This window comes from Mycobacteriales bacterium (assembly GCA_035995165.1).
Classification (GTDB): Bacteria; Actinomycetota; Actinomycetes; order Mycobacteriales; family CADCTP01; genus CADCTP01.
In genome coordinates, this window is sequence record DASYKU010000013.1 from 16,320 (window position 1) to 32,257 (window position 15,938).

Consider the following 15,938-nt stretch of genomic DNA (forward strand, 5'->3'; position numbering starts at 1 on the left):
GCAGGACGCGAGTCGACGGGGGAGTGAGCATCGCAGGACTGCCCGCGGTGGCATCCCGGGACCACCGCCCGAGGAGCGGGTCCGGAGACGACCCATGCATACGGTGACCGACCCGGGTGATCCACGGATCGCCGACTTCCGCGATCTCACCTCCGCCGACCGCCGGCCCGACCTCCCGGGCGGCCGCGGGCTGGTGATCGCCGAGGGCGTGCCGGTGGTCCGGCGGCTGCTCGACTCGCCGTACCGGCCGCGGGCCGTGCTGGGCGTCGCGGCCCGGCTGGCCGACCTGGACCCGGACCTCCGTGGGCTGCCGGTGCCGGTCTACGCCACCACCGCGGACGTGCTGGCGCGCACGGTCGGCTTCAACCTCAACCGGGGCGTGCTCGCCTCGGCCGACCGCGCGCCCGAGCCGGCGCTGGCGCCGCTGCTGGCCGCCGCCCGCCGGCTGCTCGTCCTGGAGGGCGTCAACGACCACGAGAACCTCGGCTCGCTGTTCCGCAACGCGGCCGGCCTCGGGGTCGACGCGGTGCTGCTCGGGCCGCGCTGCGCCGACCCGCTCTACCGCCGGTCGGTACGGGTCTCGATGGGGCACGTGCTGCGGGTGCCGTTCGTGCACGTGCCGACCTGGGCCGCGCTGCGCTCGGCGCTCGCGGGGTTCACGGTGCTCGCGCTGGCGCCGCACCCGCCGTCCGTACCGCTGTCCACTGTGGACCCCTCGACGCCCCGGCTGGCGTTGCTGCTCGGGGCCGAGGGGCCGGGCCTGAGCGAGGAGGCGCTGGCCGCGGCGGACGGGCGGGTGCGGATCCCGATGGCGGACGGCGTCGACTCCCTGAACGTGGCCACCGCCGCCGCCATCGCGATCCACCAGCTGCGGCTCCCGCAAGCCAACCGGCGAAACGACCAAGAAACCAGTTTAGACGAGTGAGTCCCGCCAGGCCCGGTGCAGGCCGGCGAACCGGCCCTCGCCGCCGACCAGTTCGTCCGGCGAGCCGTCCTCGACGATCCGGCCGGCCTCCATCACCAGCACCCGGTCCGCGATCTCCACCGTGGACAGCCGGTGCGCGATGATCAGCGAGGTCCGCTCGGTCAGGATCGTGCGCAGCGCCCGCTGCACGGCCCGCTCGCTCGGCACGTCCAGCGACGAGGTCGCCTCGTCCAGGATCAGCACGGCCGGGTCGGCCAGGAACGCCCGGGCGAACGCGACCAGCTGCCGCTGCCCGGCCGAGAGCCGGCCACCGCGCTTGCGGACGTCCGTGTCGTACCCCTCCGGCAGCGCGCTGATGAACTCGTCCGCGCCGATGGCCCGGGCGGCCGCGACGATCTGCTCCCGGGTCGCCTCGGGCCGCCCGAAGGCGATGTTGTCGGCGACCGAGCCGGAGAACAGGAAGTTCTCCTGCGTCACCAGCACCACCGAGCGGCGCAGGTCCGACTCGGACAGCTGCCGCAGGTCGATCCCGTCCAGCAGCACCTGGCCGGCGAGCGGGTCGTAGAAGCGGGACAGCAGCCGGGCCACCGTGGTCTTGCCGGCCCCGGTCGCGCCGACCAGCGCGACCGTCTGGCCGGCCGGGATCGTCACGTCCAGGTTCGGCAGCACGACCGTGTCCCGGTAGCCGAAGCGCAGGGCCCGGAACGCGACCTCGCCGTGGGCGTCCGGCAGCGGCGTCGGGTCGGCCGGCTCGGGCACCGACGGCTGCTCCTCCAGCACCCCGGACAGCTTCTCCAGCGCCGCGCTGGCCGACTGGAAGGAGTTGAAGAACACCGCGATGTCCTGCATCGGGTCGAAGAACCGGCGCAGGTAGAGCAGGAACGCGGTGAGCACGCCGACCTGCATGTCGCCGTCGAGGACCCGGTGGCCGCCGTAGAACAGGACGGTCACGGTGGCGATCGTGGCCAGGATCGCCACTCCCGGCACGAACAGTGCCATCAGCCGGAACGAGGTCGCGTTCGAGGCCCGGACGTCGTCGTTCAGCTGCTCGAAGATCTGCCCATTGCGGGGCTCCCGGCGGAACGCCTGCACCGCCCGGATCCCGGCCAGGGACTCCACGAACTGCACGATCAGGGCCGAGTTCGTTTCCCGCGTCCGCCGGTACGCGGCGAAGGAGCGGCTCCGGAACCAGCGCGAGAGCACGTACAGCGGCAGGAACGTGGCCAGCGTGACCAGCGCCAGCGGCAGGTCCAGCACCATCAGGATGATGCCGATCGAGACCACCGAGAGCAGCGCGGTGACCAGCCCGTCCAGGCCCTCGTCGAGCAGCTCGTTGAGCGCGTCCACGTCCGAGGTGAGCCGGGCGATCACCCGGCCCGAGGTGTAGCGCTCGTGGAAGGCCGGCGAGAGCCGCTGCACGTGGTCGAACAGCCGCCGGCGCAGGTCCAGCAGCACGGCCTGCCCGATCCGGCCCGCGCGCAGCAGGAACAGGGCGCGCAGCAAGGCGTCCGCGACGGCCGCGAGCAGCAGCACGCCGCCGACGGTGAGCAGCGGGCGCCAGTCGCCGTTCCTCAGCGCCGGGATGCCCCGGTCGATGCCGACGCCCACCAACCACGGGCCCACCATCGCGGCGCCGTTCTGCAGCAGCACCAGCACGAGCACGACCCACAGCGCCTTGCGGTGCGGGCGCAGCAGGCTGCCCAGCAGCCGCCGGCTGCGGGCCCGCAGCACGATGCTGATCTTCTCCGGCAGCTCGTCGACGTCCTCGGCGGCGACGCCCCGCCAGTCCTTGTCCTCGATCGCTCCCGTCGCGTTCTCCACCGCGGTCACGTCCCCACCTCCTCCAGGTCGGACTCCTGAGCCAGCAGGTCCCGGTACGCGGGGACCTCCGCGAGCAGCTCCGAGTGGGTGCCGACCGCGGCCAGGGTGCCGTCGATCAGCAGCGCCACCCGGTCGGCGAGCAGCACGGTCGAGGCCCGGTGGGCCACGACCAGCGCCGTGGTGCCGCTCAGCACGCGGCGCAGCGCCTGCTCGACCAGCGCCTCGGTGTGCACGTCCAGCGCCGACAGCGGGTCGTCCAGCACCAGCACCCGCGGCCGCCCGAGCACCGCCCGGGCCAGCGCCAGCCGCTGCCGCTGGCCGCCGGAGAGGGTCAGCCCCTGCTCGCCGAGGCGGGTGTCCAGGCCCCAGGGCAGGTCGTACACGAACTCGGCCTGGGCGACCCGCAGCGCCTCCTCGACCTCCGCGTCGGTCGCGTCGGGGCGGCCGAAGGTGAGGTTCTCCCGGGCGCTGACCGAGAACAGCGTCGGCTCCTCGAACGCGACCGCGACAGCCTGGCGCAGCTGCGCCAGCGGGATGTCCCGGACGTCGGTGTCGTCGAGCAGCACCCGGCCCGCGGTCACGTCGTACAGGCGGGGGATGAGGGCGGTGAGCGTGGTCTTGCCCGAGCCGGTGGCGCCGACCAGCGCGACCGTCTCGCCCGGGGCGATGTCCAGCGTCACGTCGTGCAGCACGTCGTGGTCGCCGCCGGGGTAGCGGAAGCCGACGCCGTCCAGCCGCAGCCGCCCGGAGACCGCCCGCATCGGCTGCACGCCGGGGCGGTCGAGCACGGCGGACGGCGTGTCGAGCACCTCGTACACTCGCTCGGCCGCGGTCTCGGCCTCCTGGGCCTGCGCGGTCAGCCAGCCCAGCGAGTCGATCGGCCACTGCAGCATCAGGAACAGCGAGACGAACGCGACCAGCCCGCCCAGGCTCAGCTGACCGTTCGCGACCGCGATGCCGCCGCCGAGCGTCACCAGCGCGAGCACGATCTGGGGGAAGATCTCGAGCACGGCCCAGAAGTAGGCCAGCACCCGGACCTTCTCCAGCTGGACCTCGCGCAGCTCCTTGGCCTGGTTCATGAACCGGCCCAGCACCAGCTTCCGGCGGCCGAACGAGCGGATCGTGCCGATGCCGCCGGCCGACTCCTCGACGCTCGTGGTCAGCTCGCCGCCGAGGTCCTGGGCCCGGCGGGAGATTGTCGAGTAGCGGACCTCGAAGTGCCGCGTGGTGATCACCAGCGGGACCGCGAAGACGACCACCACGAGCGCCAGCGGCCAGTACGAGAAGAACAGCAGGATCCCGACCACCACGCAGACGGTCGAGTTCACCACCAGGAAGACCAGCGCGAAGCCGAGGAACCGGCGGATCGTGGACAGGTCCTCGGTCGCCCGGGACAGCAGCTGCCCGGACTGCCAGCGGTCGTGGAACGAGACCGGCAGACCCTGCAGGTGTCCGTACAGGTCGCGGCGGATGTCGGTCTCGACCCCGAGCGCGGCCTTGCTCATCACCCAGCGGCGGACCAGAACGGCCAGCGCCTCCAGCGCGCCGAGCAGCAGGGCCAGTCCGGACAGGGGCAGCAGCGCGCCGCGGTCATGGGTCCGGATCGCGTCGTCGACGACCCGCTGCGCGATCAGCGGGACCGCCGCGGGGGCGAGCTCGGAGGCCAGCGCGGCGGCGGTCATGGCGAGGAAACCGGCGCGATACGGCTTCGCGTACGTCCCCGTGCGCCGGAGCGAGGTATAGGTCGTTCGGCGCTGGGACACGATGACTGACGTTAACCGTCGCGGGCGCGAGTATCACCTGAGTTTCTGGACTCAGTGCTTTCGTCGGACCCCGAGCAGGATGTCGTCCCAGGACGGGACCGTGGCCCGGCGGGCGCGGTCGTCATCGGCGGACGGGCCGACGGGCAGCGGGATCGTGCCGCCGCCGGCGGCGATCCGCCGTACGTCCTCGTCGTCTGTCGGCGTCTCCGTCCGCGTCTCGGCCGGCGTCTCCGTCCGCGTCTCGGCCGGTGTCTCGGCCGTCCGGCCGGTACGGATGCCGTCGCCCCGCCGGATCGGCCGCCGCTCCTCAGCCGGGTTCGCCACACGGCCCGGGCTCCCGTTCCGGGTCGGGCTCCCGTTCCGGGTCGGGCGCCCGTTCCGGGTCGGGCTCTCGGCCACCGGGCCTTCGGCGCGGGCAGCGCTGCCGGTCGTCGGGCTCTCGGCGCGGGCAGCGCTGCTGGCCGTCGGGCTCTCGCTGCCGGCCGGTTGGTCGCGGGTGCCGTCGGCGGACCGATCCGGGCGAGCGCCGCCGGTGGGGCGCCGCTCGGCGGTGGTCCGGGTACGCGTCGCCGCGCGGGCGGCGGCGACCTGGGTCGGGCCGGCCCGGCGATCGGAGCCGGGGCGAGCGGCGCCGGCGCGGATCTCGTCCAGGCTCGGCCGACCGCTCCGCTCAGCCGTCCCGGCGGGCGTCTGCTGCGACTCGGTCGAGGTCCGGACCGTCTCCGGCCGTGCGTCCGGAGCGCTCTCGGCCGAAGTGTCCAGTGCGGTGTTGCCGACCGACACGGTTGGAGGGGAACTGTCCGCCGGCGCCGTGCGCGAGGACGCGGCGCCACCGATCGGGGCGGACCCACCGCCGGCGTCGGCCCGATCGGCGAGGGCTTGCTTGCCCTCGTCCCGTCCGGTCGCGTCCTGTCCCCGTCGCTCGCCGAGCCGTCCGCGACCGGCGTCGGCCCGGCCGGTACCGGCGTCGGCGTCGGCCCGGCCACCACCGGCGTCGGCCCGGCCGCGACCGGCGTCGGCCCGTCCACCACCGGTGTCGGCCCGTCCACCACCGGTGTCGGCCCGGCCGCGACCGGCGTCGGCCCGGTCCGAACCGGCGTCGGAGCGCTCGGTCCGGTGGTCAGCGACCGGCGGGAGGTGGTTGGGCTCGGGGCCGCGGCGCCGCGTCGGCCCGTCGGCCGCCCGTGCCGCGACCGCCAGCGGCGTCACCGCGGTGATCGTGCGCGCGTGGAACTCCTTCGCGCTCAGCTGCTCGGCCGCCGGGTCCTCCGGCAGCAGCGCCCGCCGGGCCAGGTCGAGGCTCCAGTTCGCCTCGTGGCCCCGGTCGCTGTGCCGCCACGCCAGCCGTACGGCCCAGCGCCCGTCCTCGCGCCGCCAGGCGTCCCACTGCAGCGTGCTCGCGTCCGTACCGCGGCTGATCAGCCGTTCCTCGACCAGGTCGCCGAGCTCCTGGGGCGCCGGCGGCCGGATCGCGGTGGTCCGGGCCTGCGCGGCGACGCGGTCCCGCTCCTGCAGCACCGCGTACGCGAACCGCAGCACCCGGTCCAGCGGCATCCCCGACGCGGCCGCGACCTGCTCGGCCGACTCGCCGCCCCGGACGCGCACCTGGATCTCGCGCGGCCGCAGCGGGTTGTCCATCTCGATCTCGATCTGGCCGAGCCGGGTCAGGTCACCGCGGCAGGCTGCCCGGACCCGCTCGTCGACGGGCAGTCGGTAGGACTCCCCGGTCGGGCTTTCCAGCAACAGGCTGGCGCCGTCCTCGGCGAGCCCGACGAATCGCAGCTGTCGCAATTCCCCCGCCTCCGGCTCGTCGAGAATCGTCGTAGCTCAAGGCTAGGGTCCGTACGGAGCCCCGTCCGGCTCCGACACGCCCGTTCAGCCGAGCCGGACCTCCGCGGCCGCGACCTCGCCCGGGACCGGGATCCGGCGCAGCACCCGGCCGTCCACCGTGATGATCTCCAGCGCCACCACGGTGTGCGCGGGCGCGTCCGGACTGCCCTGGAGCCCGTCGTCGGCCCAGCGGACCCGGACCAGCGCGGCGTCGCCGGACCAGCCGACGATCGTGCCGAGGCCCTCCAGCGGTGTCAGGAACGCGCCGGTGCGGGCGTCCATGATCTCCTGCCCCGCGCCCGTCGGCCGGTCCGCGAGGAACCGCCGCCGGTCCGGGGACACGGCCCACCAGTCCGGCGCGATGACCGCGTCCGGCGCCCCCCACCGGGTCGCCGGGCGACCGGTGAGGTCGTAGAACTGCACGCCGCCGTTCGTCCGGACGAGGCCGAGCTCGCGCCCGTCGGCGGACCAGGACAGGTCGCAGTCCGAGCACCGCTCCGGGATCGTGAACGTGGCCTCCGTGCGACCGGTCGCCGCGTTCACCACCCCGGCCCGGACGACGTCCTCGCCCTTGCGGATCGAGGAGTAGGCCAGCCGGGTCCCGTCCGGCGACCACCGCGGCAGCGGCGCGGCCACGGTCTGCACCGCGGGGTCGAGCCAGCGCACCGCGGTCAGACCGTCCCGCAGCAGCGCGCCCCGGTCGGCGACCCCGAACGTCGACGGGTAGCCGGGGCTGCCCTCGACGCCGCCGGAGCGGACCACGACCCGGCGGCCGTCCGGGCTCGGCGACAGGTCCGGGACGCCGATCCGTACGTACCGGGAGGTGGCCGGGTCGCGCAGCAGGCTGTACGCGGTGAACGGGTCCGGGCCGATCCCGGTGAACGCCGCGACCACCGGCCCGGCGGAGGTGGGCGCGGGCGTCGCGGGCGGCCCGGCCCGGTCCGGCCGCAGCGCTACCGGGACGGCCACGGCCAGCGCGGTGATCGCGACCACCGCGGCGACGGCCGCGACGAGCCGGCGGCGGTGATCCCGGCGGGCCCGGGCCAGCGCGGACCCGGCCAGGTCGGCCGGTGGCGGTACGTCGCCGAGCTCGCGCAGCGCGGTCCGGAGCAGGTCGTGGTTCATCGCGTCGCCTCCTCGACCAGTTCGGGACAGGTGCTGCGCAGCCGGGCCAGGGCCCGGGAGGCGGTGCTGCGCACGGTGCCGACGGAGACGTCCAGCGCGGCCGCGACCTCGGCCTCGGGCAGGTCGTCGACGTAGCGCAGCACGATCACGGCCCGCTGCCGGACGGTCAGCGTGCGCAGCGCCGCGGCCAGCGAGAGCCGGAGGTCGGTGCTGGCGGCGTGGTCACCGGGAGCGACCGTCTCCGGGACCCCGAAGACCTCGCGCCCGCGTCGCCGCCAGCGTCCGACCTGCTCGTGGTAGAGCGCCTTGCGCACGTACGGGTCCGGCGGCCCGTCGATGCGCGACCACCGCAGCGCGACCTTGGCCAGCACGGTCTGCAGCAGGTCCTCGGCCGCCTCCCGCTGCCCGGTCAGCAGGTACGCCGACCGGAACAGCGCGCCCGCGCGGGCCGCGACGAACTCCCGGAACTCCCGTTCCGCCTCCGCGTCCATCACATCCGGACAGACGCGGCGAGGCGGCCGGACTATGCGAGCTTGTCGAGGACGAAGTCGATGCAGGCGGTCAAGGCCTCGACGTCGTCCGGGTCGACGGCCGGGAACATGCCGATCCGCAGCTGGTTGCGGCCCAGCTTCCGGTACGGCTCGGTGTCCACGATCCCGTTCGCCCGCAGCACCTTCGCCACCGCGGCGGCGTCGACCGAGTCGGCGAAGTCGATCGTGCCGACCACCAGCGAGCGCAGCGCCGGGTCGGTGACGAACGGCGTCGCGTACGGCGACTTCTCGGCCCAGGTGTAGAGCCGGTTCGAGGAGTCGGTGGTCCGCCCCACGGCCCAGTCCAGCCCGCCGTTGCCGTTGATCCACTCGATCTGGTCGGCCAGCAGCCAGAGCGTCGCCACCGCCGGGGTGTTGTACGTCTGGTCCTTGGCCGAGTTGTCCAGCGCGGTCGCCAGGTCCAGCGACGGCGGGATCCACCGGTCGCTGCCGGCGAGCTGCGCCACCCGCTCCCGCGCGGCCGGCGAGAACAGGCCCAGCCAGAGCCCGCCGTCGGAGCCGAAGTTCTTCTGCGGCGCGAAGTAGTAGACGTCGGCCTGGCTGACGTCGACGGGCAGCCCGCCGGCGCCCGAGGTGGCGTCGACGAGCACGAGCGCGCCCGCGTCCGTCCCGGTCGGACGGACGACCGAGGTCATCACGCCGGTGGAGGTCTCGTTGTGCGGCCAGGCGTACGCGTCCACGCCGGGCTCGGGCCGCACCGACGGCGCGCTGCCGGCGTCGGCCTTGACCAGCACCGGCTCGCCGAGGAACGGCGCGCCGGTGGTCACGTCGGCGAACTTCGAGCCGAACTCACCGAACGCGAGGTGCTCGGACCGCTCCCGCACCAGCCCGTACGCCGCGGCGTCCCAGAACGCGGTCGCCCCGCCGTTGCCCAGCACGACCTCGTACCCGTCCGGCGCGGAGAACAGCGCGGACAGCCCGGTCCGGACGCGGTGCACGAGGTCCTTGACCGGAGCCTGCCGGTGCGACGTGCCCATCACCGCGGCACCCGCGCCGGCCAGCGCGGCCAGGGCCTCCGGGCGCACCTTGGAGGGCCCGCAGCCGAACCGGCCGTCACGGGGCTTGAGGTCGTCGGGCAGCTGGATCCGAGGAGCTGAGGTCACCCCTCCATGGTGCGGCTAGTCCTTCTCGGTCTTGTACTCGGGGGGCATCTCGGCCCAGCCCTCGACGTCCTCGGGCTTGCGCGGGCCGGGGCCCAGGTAGCGGGCCGAGGGCCGGATGAGCTTGTTCAGCCGCTTCTGCTCCATGATGTGCGCGCTCCACCCGGCCGTGCGCGCGCAGGTGAACATCGACGTGAACATGTGCGGTGGGACTTCCGCGAAGTCCAGCACCACCGCGGACCAGAACTCCACGTTCGTCCGGAGTGGACGGTCGGGGTAGCGGGCGGTGAGCTCCTCGATCGCGGCCTTCTCCAGCGCCTCGGCGACCTCGACCCGGCGGGAGCCGAGCTCCTGGGCCGTGCGCCGCAGCGTGCGGGCGCGGGGGTCCTCGGCCCGGTAGACCCGGTGCCCGAAGCCCATCAGCCGCTCCTTGCGGTCCAGCAGGCCCTTGACGTAGCCGACGGCGTCGCCGGACTTCTCGACGTCGTCGAGCATCTTCAGCACCCGCGAGGGCGCGCCGCCGTGCAGTGGGCCGGACAGGGCCCCGATCGCGGCCGAGATCGCGGCCGCCCCGTCGGCCCCGGTGGAGGCGACGATCCGGGCGGTGAACGTGGACGCGTTCAGCCCGTGCTCGGCGGCCGAGACGAAGTACGCGTCGACAGCCTTGATGTGGGCCGGGTCGGGCTCGCCCCGCCAGCGGATCATGAACCGCTCGACGATCGTCTTGGCCTGGTCGATCCGCTTCTGCGGTACGGCCGGCAGGCCGAGGCCGCGGGCGGACTGGGCCACGAACGACATCGCGGTGACCGAGATCCGGGCCAGGTCCTCGCGGGCCTGCTCGTCGTCGATGTCGGTGAACTGCCCGAGCCCCCAGTACGGCGCCATCATCGCGATCGCGCTCTGCACGTCGACCCGGATGTCGCCGGAGTGCACCGGGATCGGGAACGGCTCGGCCGGCGGCAGGCCGGGGTTGAACTCGCCGTCGACGAGCAGGCCCCAGACGTTGCCGAACGCGACCCGGCCGACGAGGTCCTCGATGTCCACGCCGCGGTAGCGCAGCGCGTTGCCCTCCTTGTCCGGCTCGGCGATCTCGGTCTCGAAGGCGACGACGCCCTCCAGCCCGGGCTTGAAGTCCTCCGGCATCGGGTGTCTCCCAGCGTCTCGACGGGTGCGGTCGCGATCGCCTGTCATCTTGCCCACCCGCAGTGCCGTTGACGACACCGGTGCGCGTCGGCGCGTCCTGAGGAGGAAAATCGGGGGGTGCCCGAACTCAGCTCGCTGACCAGCGTGCGCCGGTCGTACGGTCGCGGATCCCTGTCCGAGGAGGGGCTGGCGGCGGACTGGGTGACGCAGTTCACCCGCTGGTTCGCCGAGGCCTCGGCGTCCGATCTCGTCCTCGAGCCGAACGCGATGGTGGTGGCGACAGCCGCACCGTCCGGGCAGCCGTCGGTCCGGACCGTCCTGCTGCGCGGGTTCGATGCGGACGGGCTCGTGTTCTTCACCAACTACGACTCCCGCAAGGGCCGGGAGCTGACCGCGAACCCGCAGGTCGCGCTCGTGTTCTCGTGGGTGCCGCTGGAGCGTCAGGTGATCGTGACCGGGACCGCAGCGCGGGTGTCCGCGGCCGAGTCGGCGGCCTACTTCCACTCCCGACCGCGGGACAGCCAGGTCGCGTCCGCGTCCAGCGCGCAGTCCTCGGTGGTCGCGTCCCGGGCCGTGCTCGAATCGGCCGCCGCCGCGCTGGCCGAACGCTATCCGGACGAGGTGCCGGCCCCGGCGAACTGGGGCGGGTTCCGGGTCACGCCGGACTCGGTCGAGTTCTGGCAGGGCCGGCCGGCCCGGTTGCACGACCGGCTGCGGTTCCGGCTGGCCGCGCCACCGGCGGACTGGGTCGTCGAGCGGCTGTCCCCGTGAGCGGTCGGCTGCGTCGGATCGCGATCGACACCGGGCCGCTGCGCCACCACGACTACCGCCGGCTGTTCATCGGGCAGGGCGTGTCATTCGTCGGGTTCCAGGTCACCGCCGTCGCCGTCCCGGTGCAGGTGTACGCGATCACCGCGTCCTCGTTCTGGGTCGGCATCCTCGGCCTGGTCGGGCTGGTGCCGCTGATCGTGTTCGGGCTCTGGGGCGGCGCGGTCGCCGACGCGGTCGACCGGCGCAAGCTGCTGCTGATCTCGGCCACGCTGACCTGGTTCGCCACACTCGGGCTGCTGGCCCAGGCGGTGTCCGGGATGGACTCCCTGCCGATCATCCTGGTGCTGGTCGGGATCCAGTCGGCCGCGTTCGCGGTCGCCTCGCCGACCCGCAACGCGATCCTGCCCCGGCTGCTGGACCGCGCCGAGGTGCCGGCGGCGAACACGCTGAACTTCACCGTCACCAACGTCGGCACCGTCGCCGGGCCATTGCTGGCCGGTGTGGTCATCGCCCGCTTCGGCGGGTTCGCCGTGGCGTACGCGACCGACGCCGTCCTGTTCACCGTCGCGCTGTACGCCGCGCTCCGGTTGCCGCCGCTGCCGCCGCTGGCCGGGGCCGCGCACCTGGCCAAGCCCGGGCTGCGGTCGGTGATCGACGGGCTGCGGTTCATCGTGCAGCGGCCGGTGCTGCTCATGTCGTTCGGGATGGACATCCTGGCGATGGTGTTCGCGATGCCGCGGGCGCTGTTCCCGGAGGTGGCCGAGACCCGGTTCGGCGGGCCGTCCGCGGTCGGGTGGCTGTTCGCGGCGATCTCGATCGGGGCCGTGGTCGGCGGGCTGTCCTCGGGCTGGATCGGCCGGGTCAAGCGCCAGGGCGTGGCGCTGACCTGCGCGATCATCGGCTGGGGGACCGCGGTGGCGCTGGCCGGGCTCGGCAAGACGCTCTGGATCACGGTCGCGCTGCTCGCGGTGGCCGGCGCCGCCGACCTGGTCTCGGCCGTGCTCCGGCAGACGATCCTGCAGGTGTACGCGCCGGACGAGATGCGCGGCCGGTTGCAGGGCGTGTTCGTGGTGGTGGTCGCGGGCGGCCCGCGGCTGGGCGACCTGCGGGCGGGGGCGACCGCGGCGGTGGCCGGGGCGACGTTCTCCTGGGTCGCGGGCGGGATCGCCTCGGTCGTACTGGTGATCGTCGCGGCCGCGCTGGTGCCGGCATTCCGGCACTACGACGCCTCGATCGCCCAGGCCAGCACGCCGGACCCCGAGGACCCCCTGGTCGGCGAGACCGAGCCATCGATGCCTCCCGTCACCGCCGACGAGGCCGCCCTCCGCGCCCCGTCCGACCGCTGACGCCTACCCTCCCCCGCCGGCTCGTTCGCCGCGTGGGACCTGTCCCTGCCCAATCCCGCGTCGCGGCCTGGAGGCCGCTCCTCAGGCGAGGGCGTTGGCGCCGATGCGGAGGTCGGCGACGAGCGCGTCGTAGGCCGCTTGGCGTCCTGCTTCGGGGACCCGCAGGACCGAGGACGGGTGCGCCGTCGCCATGATCCAGGCGGAGTTGACCGCGGCATCCTCGGGCTCGTCGAACAGGGATCCCTCCCCGCCGAGCCCACCGGGCGGGTCGAGCGGCACGAGCTGACCGCGCTGCTTGGTGATCCGGAAGGACGGCCCGAACATCGCCTTGGCCGCGGTCGCGCCGAGGCAGATCACCAGCTCGGGGTCAACCAGCGCGAGCTCGGCGTCGAGCCAGGGCCGGCAGGCCGCGACGTGCTCGGGCCCGGGCGTCTCGTGCAGCCGCCGCTTGCCGTTCAGGGTGAACCGGAAGTGCTTGACCGCGTTCGTCACGTACGTCTGGCCGCGGTCGATGCCCGCTTCCTCCAGTGCCCGGTCGAGCAGCCGCCCGGCCGGTCCGACGAACGGCTCGCCCTTGCGGTCCTCGACGTCGCCCGGCACCTCGCCGATGAAGAACACGCGCGCGTCGGCCGGCCCTTTGCCGAAGACGGTCTGGGTGGCCGGCTCCCACAGCGGGCACGCGTGGCAGTGCGACGCCGCTTCCCGCACCCCGTCGAGGCCGACGCCGGCGGGCGGCACCGCGACTTCGAACTCCGTGGTCGCCATGTCCGAGCATTCTTCCCCACTGCAGCGCGCCAAACGCCGAGGGTCAGTTCTGGTAGACCCAGGGCCGCTTGCCCGTCGCGTACGGCCCCATCGCGGGGACGACGATCCGCCCGTTGACCGGGTCGACGTAGCGCGGCTTGCCGTCCGCGGTCGGCCCGGTGAACGGCACCGGGGGCTTCCCGGACGGCGAGATGCCGAGCGTCGACGTGTCCGCCGGCGGCGTCGACGGAATGTACGGGTTCTGGGAGACGGGCTGGGTGACGATGCTCGGCGCCGGCGTCCCGTCGGCGTAGTCCCAGGGCTGCTTGCCGATCGCCCACGGACCTGGTCGCGGTTTCACGATCTTGCCGTTGGCCGGGTCCACGTACGGCCGGGGCTGGCCGGCCGGGATCGGACCGGTGAGCGGCACCGGCTCCCGCCCGGACGGCGCGGTGCCGACCTGGCCGGGCGTGGTGGAGATCTGGCCCGGTACGCCCGCGGGCGTCGGCGGCGCGGTCGGCACGTCCGCCTTCGCGGCCGCCGCCTCCAGCGCGGTCTTGCAGGTCCGCCCGGCGGTGTCCCGCCCGCTCTCGGCGTTGGTGATGCCGGTCTTGCCGTTGTTCATCTTGGTCTGCGCATCGGCGTTGTCGCAGGAGGTCGTCTGGTAGAGGTGCCAGCCGGCCCGACCGGTGGTGATCGCGGTGGCGCAGTCCTCCTTGTAGACACCGAGGTGCTGCTGCCAGGTGTTCAGCGCCGTGGCGGCGTCGTCGTGCATGTCGGCCAACCCGCGTACGGCCGGCGTGAGCCGCCCCTTGAGCTCGGTGAACGCCTGGGCCGCGGGACCGGTCCAGAAGTCGGCGACGTTCATCCCGCCGAGGTCGCCGGCGATGCTGCCGAGCGCGCCGCCGGCCGTGTCGAGGCCCTTTCCGTAGGCCTGGATCGCGGCCGGGTCACCCCAGACGTAGTTGTCGGTCTGCGCCGTCTCCCACTGCTGCAGCTCCGGAAGCGCGAAGCACTGATCCCGCCCGCTCACAGGTAGTCCTCCTCGTCCTCGGCCGCCTCGTCCTTGTCCTGGGCCCGCTTGCGGTGCACGGCCCAGGCCGCGGCACCGGCCGCCCCCAGCACGCCGACCGGCGCCACCGCGGCGGCGACCGGAAGGCCGTTGGCGCCGGCGACCGCGGCCGTGCCACCGCCGGTGGCCTCGCCGCCGACGCCTACCGTGCCCGATCCGGAACCGACCGTGCCGCCGCCGGTGATGGCGGACGGGTCGACCGGTGTGCTGGCGGCCGTGTCCGGGACGGGGCCGCCGACGGAACCCCCGCCGCCGACGGACCCGCTCCCGCCCCCGATCGGGGACCCGGCGTCAGCGCCGGTCCCCGGGTCCACGCCGCCCGAACCGGACAGGTCCGAGCCGCCGCCTCCGAAATCGGTCCCGGTGCTGTCGGCACCGATCACGCCGACCGGCGTGCTCGGCGCGACGTCCGTGGGCGCCATCGGCGTCCCGGCCGAATCCATCGATCCGCCGCCGGTGAGCCCGCCTGTGTCGGTCGGGTAGGTGGATCCGATCGTGCTGTCGCCCGGGTGCGTCGCCGTGCCCGTGACATCCGTCGGGTAGCTGCTCCCGCCCGTCGGGTCGCCCGGGTGGGTCGCCGGGCCGCCGGGGTAGCTGCTCGCTCCGGTCGGGTCGCCGGGGTGGGTCGCCCCGCCGGTCGGGTCTCCGGGGACGGTGCCGCCGGTCGTGTCGCCCGGGTGGATGGTGCCGCCCGGGCTCATCGACGCGTCCGGGTTGCCACCCTTCTCGACCGAGTCGGGGATGCCGTCGTTGTCGGAGTCGGTGTCCTGGTAGTCGGGCGTCCCGTCGCCGTCGGTGTCGACCGGGCTCGTCGGATCGCCGGGGCCCGTCGGGTCCGCAGGATTCGCCGGGTCGCCAGGGCTCGTCGGGTCACCACCGGGCGTCGTCCCGGTCCCGGAGCCGGTCGGGTCGCCCGGACTGGTCGGGTCGCCGGGCGACGTCATGCCGCCCTCCTGCGAGTCCGGGATCCCGTCGTTGTCGGAATCGGTGTCCTGGTAGTCCGGGGTGCCGTCGCCGTCGGTGTCCGTCGGCTTGGTCGGGTCCCCGGGTGAGGTCGGGTCCCCGGGCTTCGTGGGATCGCCCGGCTCCGTCGGGTCGCCGGAATTGGTGGGGTCGTTCGGATCCTTGGGGCCGCCGGGGTGCCACTCCTGGTCGTCCCCGGGGGACCTGGGGTCGCCGGGAGCCGTGGGCGGCGGCGCGACCGGAGTGGCCGACGCGGACCCGCCGGGGGAGCTGGAGCCTCCACCGGACCCGCCGGCACCCGCTCCGCCGCCGCCACCGCCGCCACCGCCGCCACCACCACCGGGCGACTGCCCGCCGGGCGTGGACCCGTCCGGGTTGTCGGCAGCGTCCTTGCGGGCCTGCTCCTCGGTCCAGCCGTACTCCTTGGCCGCCGCGAACACGCCCTTGGAGAGCTGATCCAGCAACCGCCCGATCTCGGGCTTCTTGCGGGACCACTTGGTCTTGACCGTGCCGACGCCGCTCTCGATGTCCCAGCTACCGAGATCCTCGCCCTCAGCCTGGGAACTGACGGTGATTCCGTCGTACTGTCCCTTGAGCTGGTAGAGCTTGGTCGCCAGCGACTTGAGCTGGTCGGGATCGGTGACGAACCCGTTCCCCATGCGTACCGTCCCTCCAGCCGGAGCCCGAACGGGGTGGAGCATACGCCCGACATCTGCAGTATGTCCAAAGCATCCGGATTAGGCCGTCTTTCCCGGGTGTGGGGTCCATCCGGATGGGGGGAGGA

The 15,938-nt window shown here is 74.1% G+C and carries 13 protein-coding genes; 3 read left to right on the plus strand and 10 right to left on the minus strand.

The window, feature by feature from the left end; all coding sequences use genetic code 11:
* Positions 1 to 94 precede the first annotated feature (94 nt).
* On the plus strand, positions 95 to 925 hold the full coding sequence (locus tag VGP36_02300) for an RNA methyltransferase (protein ID HEV7653554.1): 831 nt from the start codon (positions 95 to 97) through the stop codon (positions 923 to 925).
* On the opposite strand, the gene VGP36_02305 is transcribed toward VGP36_02300, so the two are convergent.
* The 7 genes from VGP36_02305 to VGP36_02335 all read right to left on the minus strand — a co-directional run bounded on the left by VGP36_02305 (position 914) and on the right by VGP36_02335 (position 10,258).
* Entirely contained in the window at positions 914 to 2,755 is a 1,842-nt protein-coding gene (locus tag VGP36_02305; GenBank protein HEV7653555.1) for an ABC transporter ATP-binding protein, read from the minus strand. The two genes, VGP36_02300 and VGP36_02305, sit on opposite strands and share 12 nt — an antisense overlap.
* Positions 2,752 to 4,509 carry an ABC transporter ATP-binding protein gene (locus tag VGP36_02310; protein HEV7653556.1) on the minus strand — a complete coding sequence of 586 codons (1,758 nt, stop codon included), beginning with the start codon at positions 4,507 to 4,509 and terminating at the stop codon, positions 2,752 to 2,754. Before VGP36_02310 ends, VGP36_02305 begins: the two co-directional genes overlap by 4 nt.
* 51 nt (positions 4,510 to 4,560) lie before the next feature.
* Positions 4,561 to 6,300: a septation protein SepH gene (gene sepH, locus VGP36_02315; GenBank protein HEV7653557.1), complete on the minus strand. Its 1,740-nt coding sequence runs from the start codon at positions 6,298 to 6,300 to the stop codon at positions 4,561 to 4,563.
* An 84-nt stretch (positions 6,301 to 6,384) separates the two neighbouring features.
* The gene (locus VGP36_02320) at positions 6,385 to 7,464 is read right to left on the minus strand and encodes a hypothetical protein (protein ID HEV7653558.1); all 1,080 of its coding nucleotides are present in this window, start codon (positions 7,462 to 7,464) and stop codon (positions 6,385 to 6,387) included.
* Entirely contained in the window at positions 7,461 to 7,955 is a 495-nt protein-coding gene (locus tag VGP36_02325; protein ID HEV7653559.1) for a SigE family RNA polymerase sigma factor, read from the minus strand. The genes VGP36_02320 and VGP36_02325 overlap by 4 nt, the downstream gene beginning before the upstream one ends.
* Before the next feature lie 32 nt (positions 7,956 to 7,987).
* Positions 7,988 to 9,118, minus strand: a complete 1,131-nt coding sequence (gene serC / locus VGP36_02330; GenBank protein ID HEV7653560.1) for a phosphoserine transaminase — start codon at positions 9,116 to 9,118, stop codon at positions 7,988 to 7,990.
* Between the two features lie 15 nt (positions 9,119 to 9,133).
* Entirely contained in the window at positions 9,134 to 10,258 is a 1,125-nt protein-coding gene (locus VGP36_02335; protein ID HEV7653561.1) for a citrate synthase 2, read from the minus strand.
* 117 nt (positions 10,259 to 10,375) lie between these two features.
* Between VGP36_02335 and pdxH the strand changes: the two genes are divergently transcribed.
* A complete protein-coding gene (pdxH, locus tag VGP36_02340) occupies positions 10,376 to 11,029 on the plus strand; it encodes a pyridoxamine 5'-phosphate oxidase (GenBank protein HEV7653562.1) in 654 nt (217 codons plus the stop codon).
* On the plus strand, positions 11,026 to 12,375 hold the full coding sequence (locus tag VGP36_02345; protein ID HEV7653563.1) for an MFS transporter: 1,350 nt from the start codon (positions 11,026 to 11,028) through the stop codon (positions 12,373 to 12,375). The genes pdxH and VGP36_02345 overlap by 4 nt, the downstream gene beginning before the upstream one ends.
* An 81-nt stretch (positions 12,376 to 12,456) precedes the next feature.
* On the opposite strand, the gene VGP36_02350 is transcribed toward VGP36_02345, so the two are convergent.
* Genes VGP36_02350 through VGP36_02360 form a run of 3 tightly spaced genes read right to left on the minus strand, consistent with a single transcriptional unit; the run spans position 12,457 to position 15,813 of the window.
* A complete protein-coding gene (locus VGP36_02350) occupies positions 12,457 to 13,140 on the minus strand; it encodes a UdgX family uracil-DNA binding protein (GenBank protein ID HEV7653564.1) in 684 nt (227 codons plus the stop codon).
* A gap of 43 nt (positions 13,141 to 13,183) precedes the next feature.
* Positions 13,184 to 14,152, minus strand: coding sequence for a hypothetical protein (locus tag VGP36_02355; protein ID HEV7653565.1), 969 nt, complete (start codon positions 14,150 to 14,152; stop codon positions 13,184 to 13,186).
* Entirely contained in the window at positions 14,149 to 15,813 is a 1,665-nt protein-coding gene (locus VGP36_02360; protein ID HEV7653566.1) for a hypothetical protein, read from the minus strand. Before VGP36_02360 ends, VGP36_02355 begins: the two co-directional genes overlap by 4 nt.
* Positions 15,814 to 15,938 lie beyond the last annotated feature (125 nt).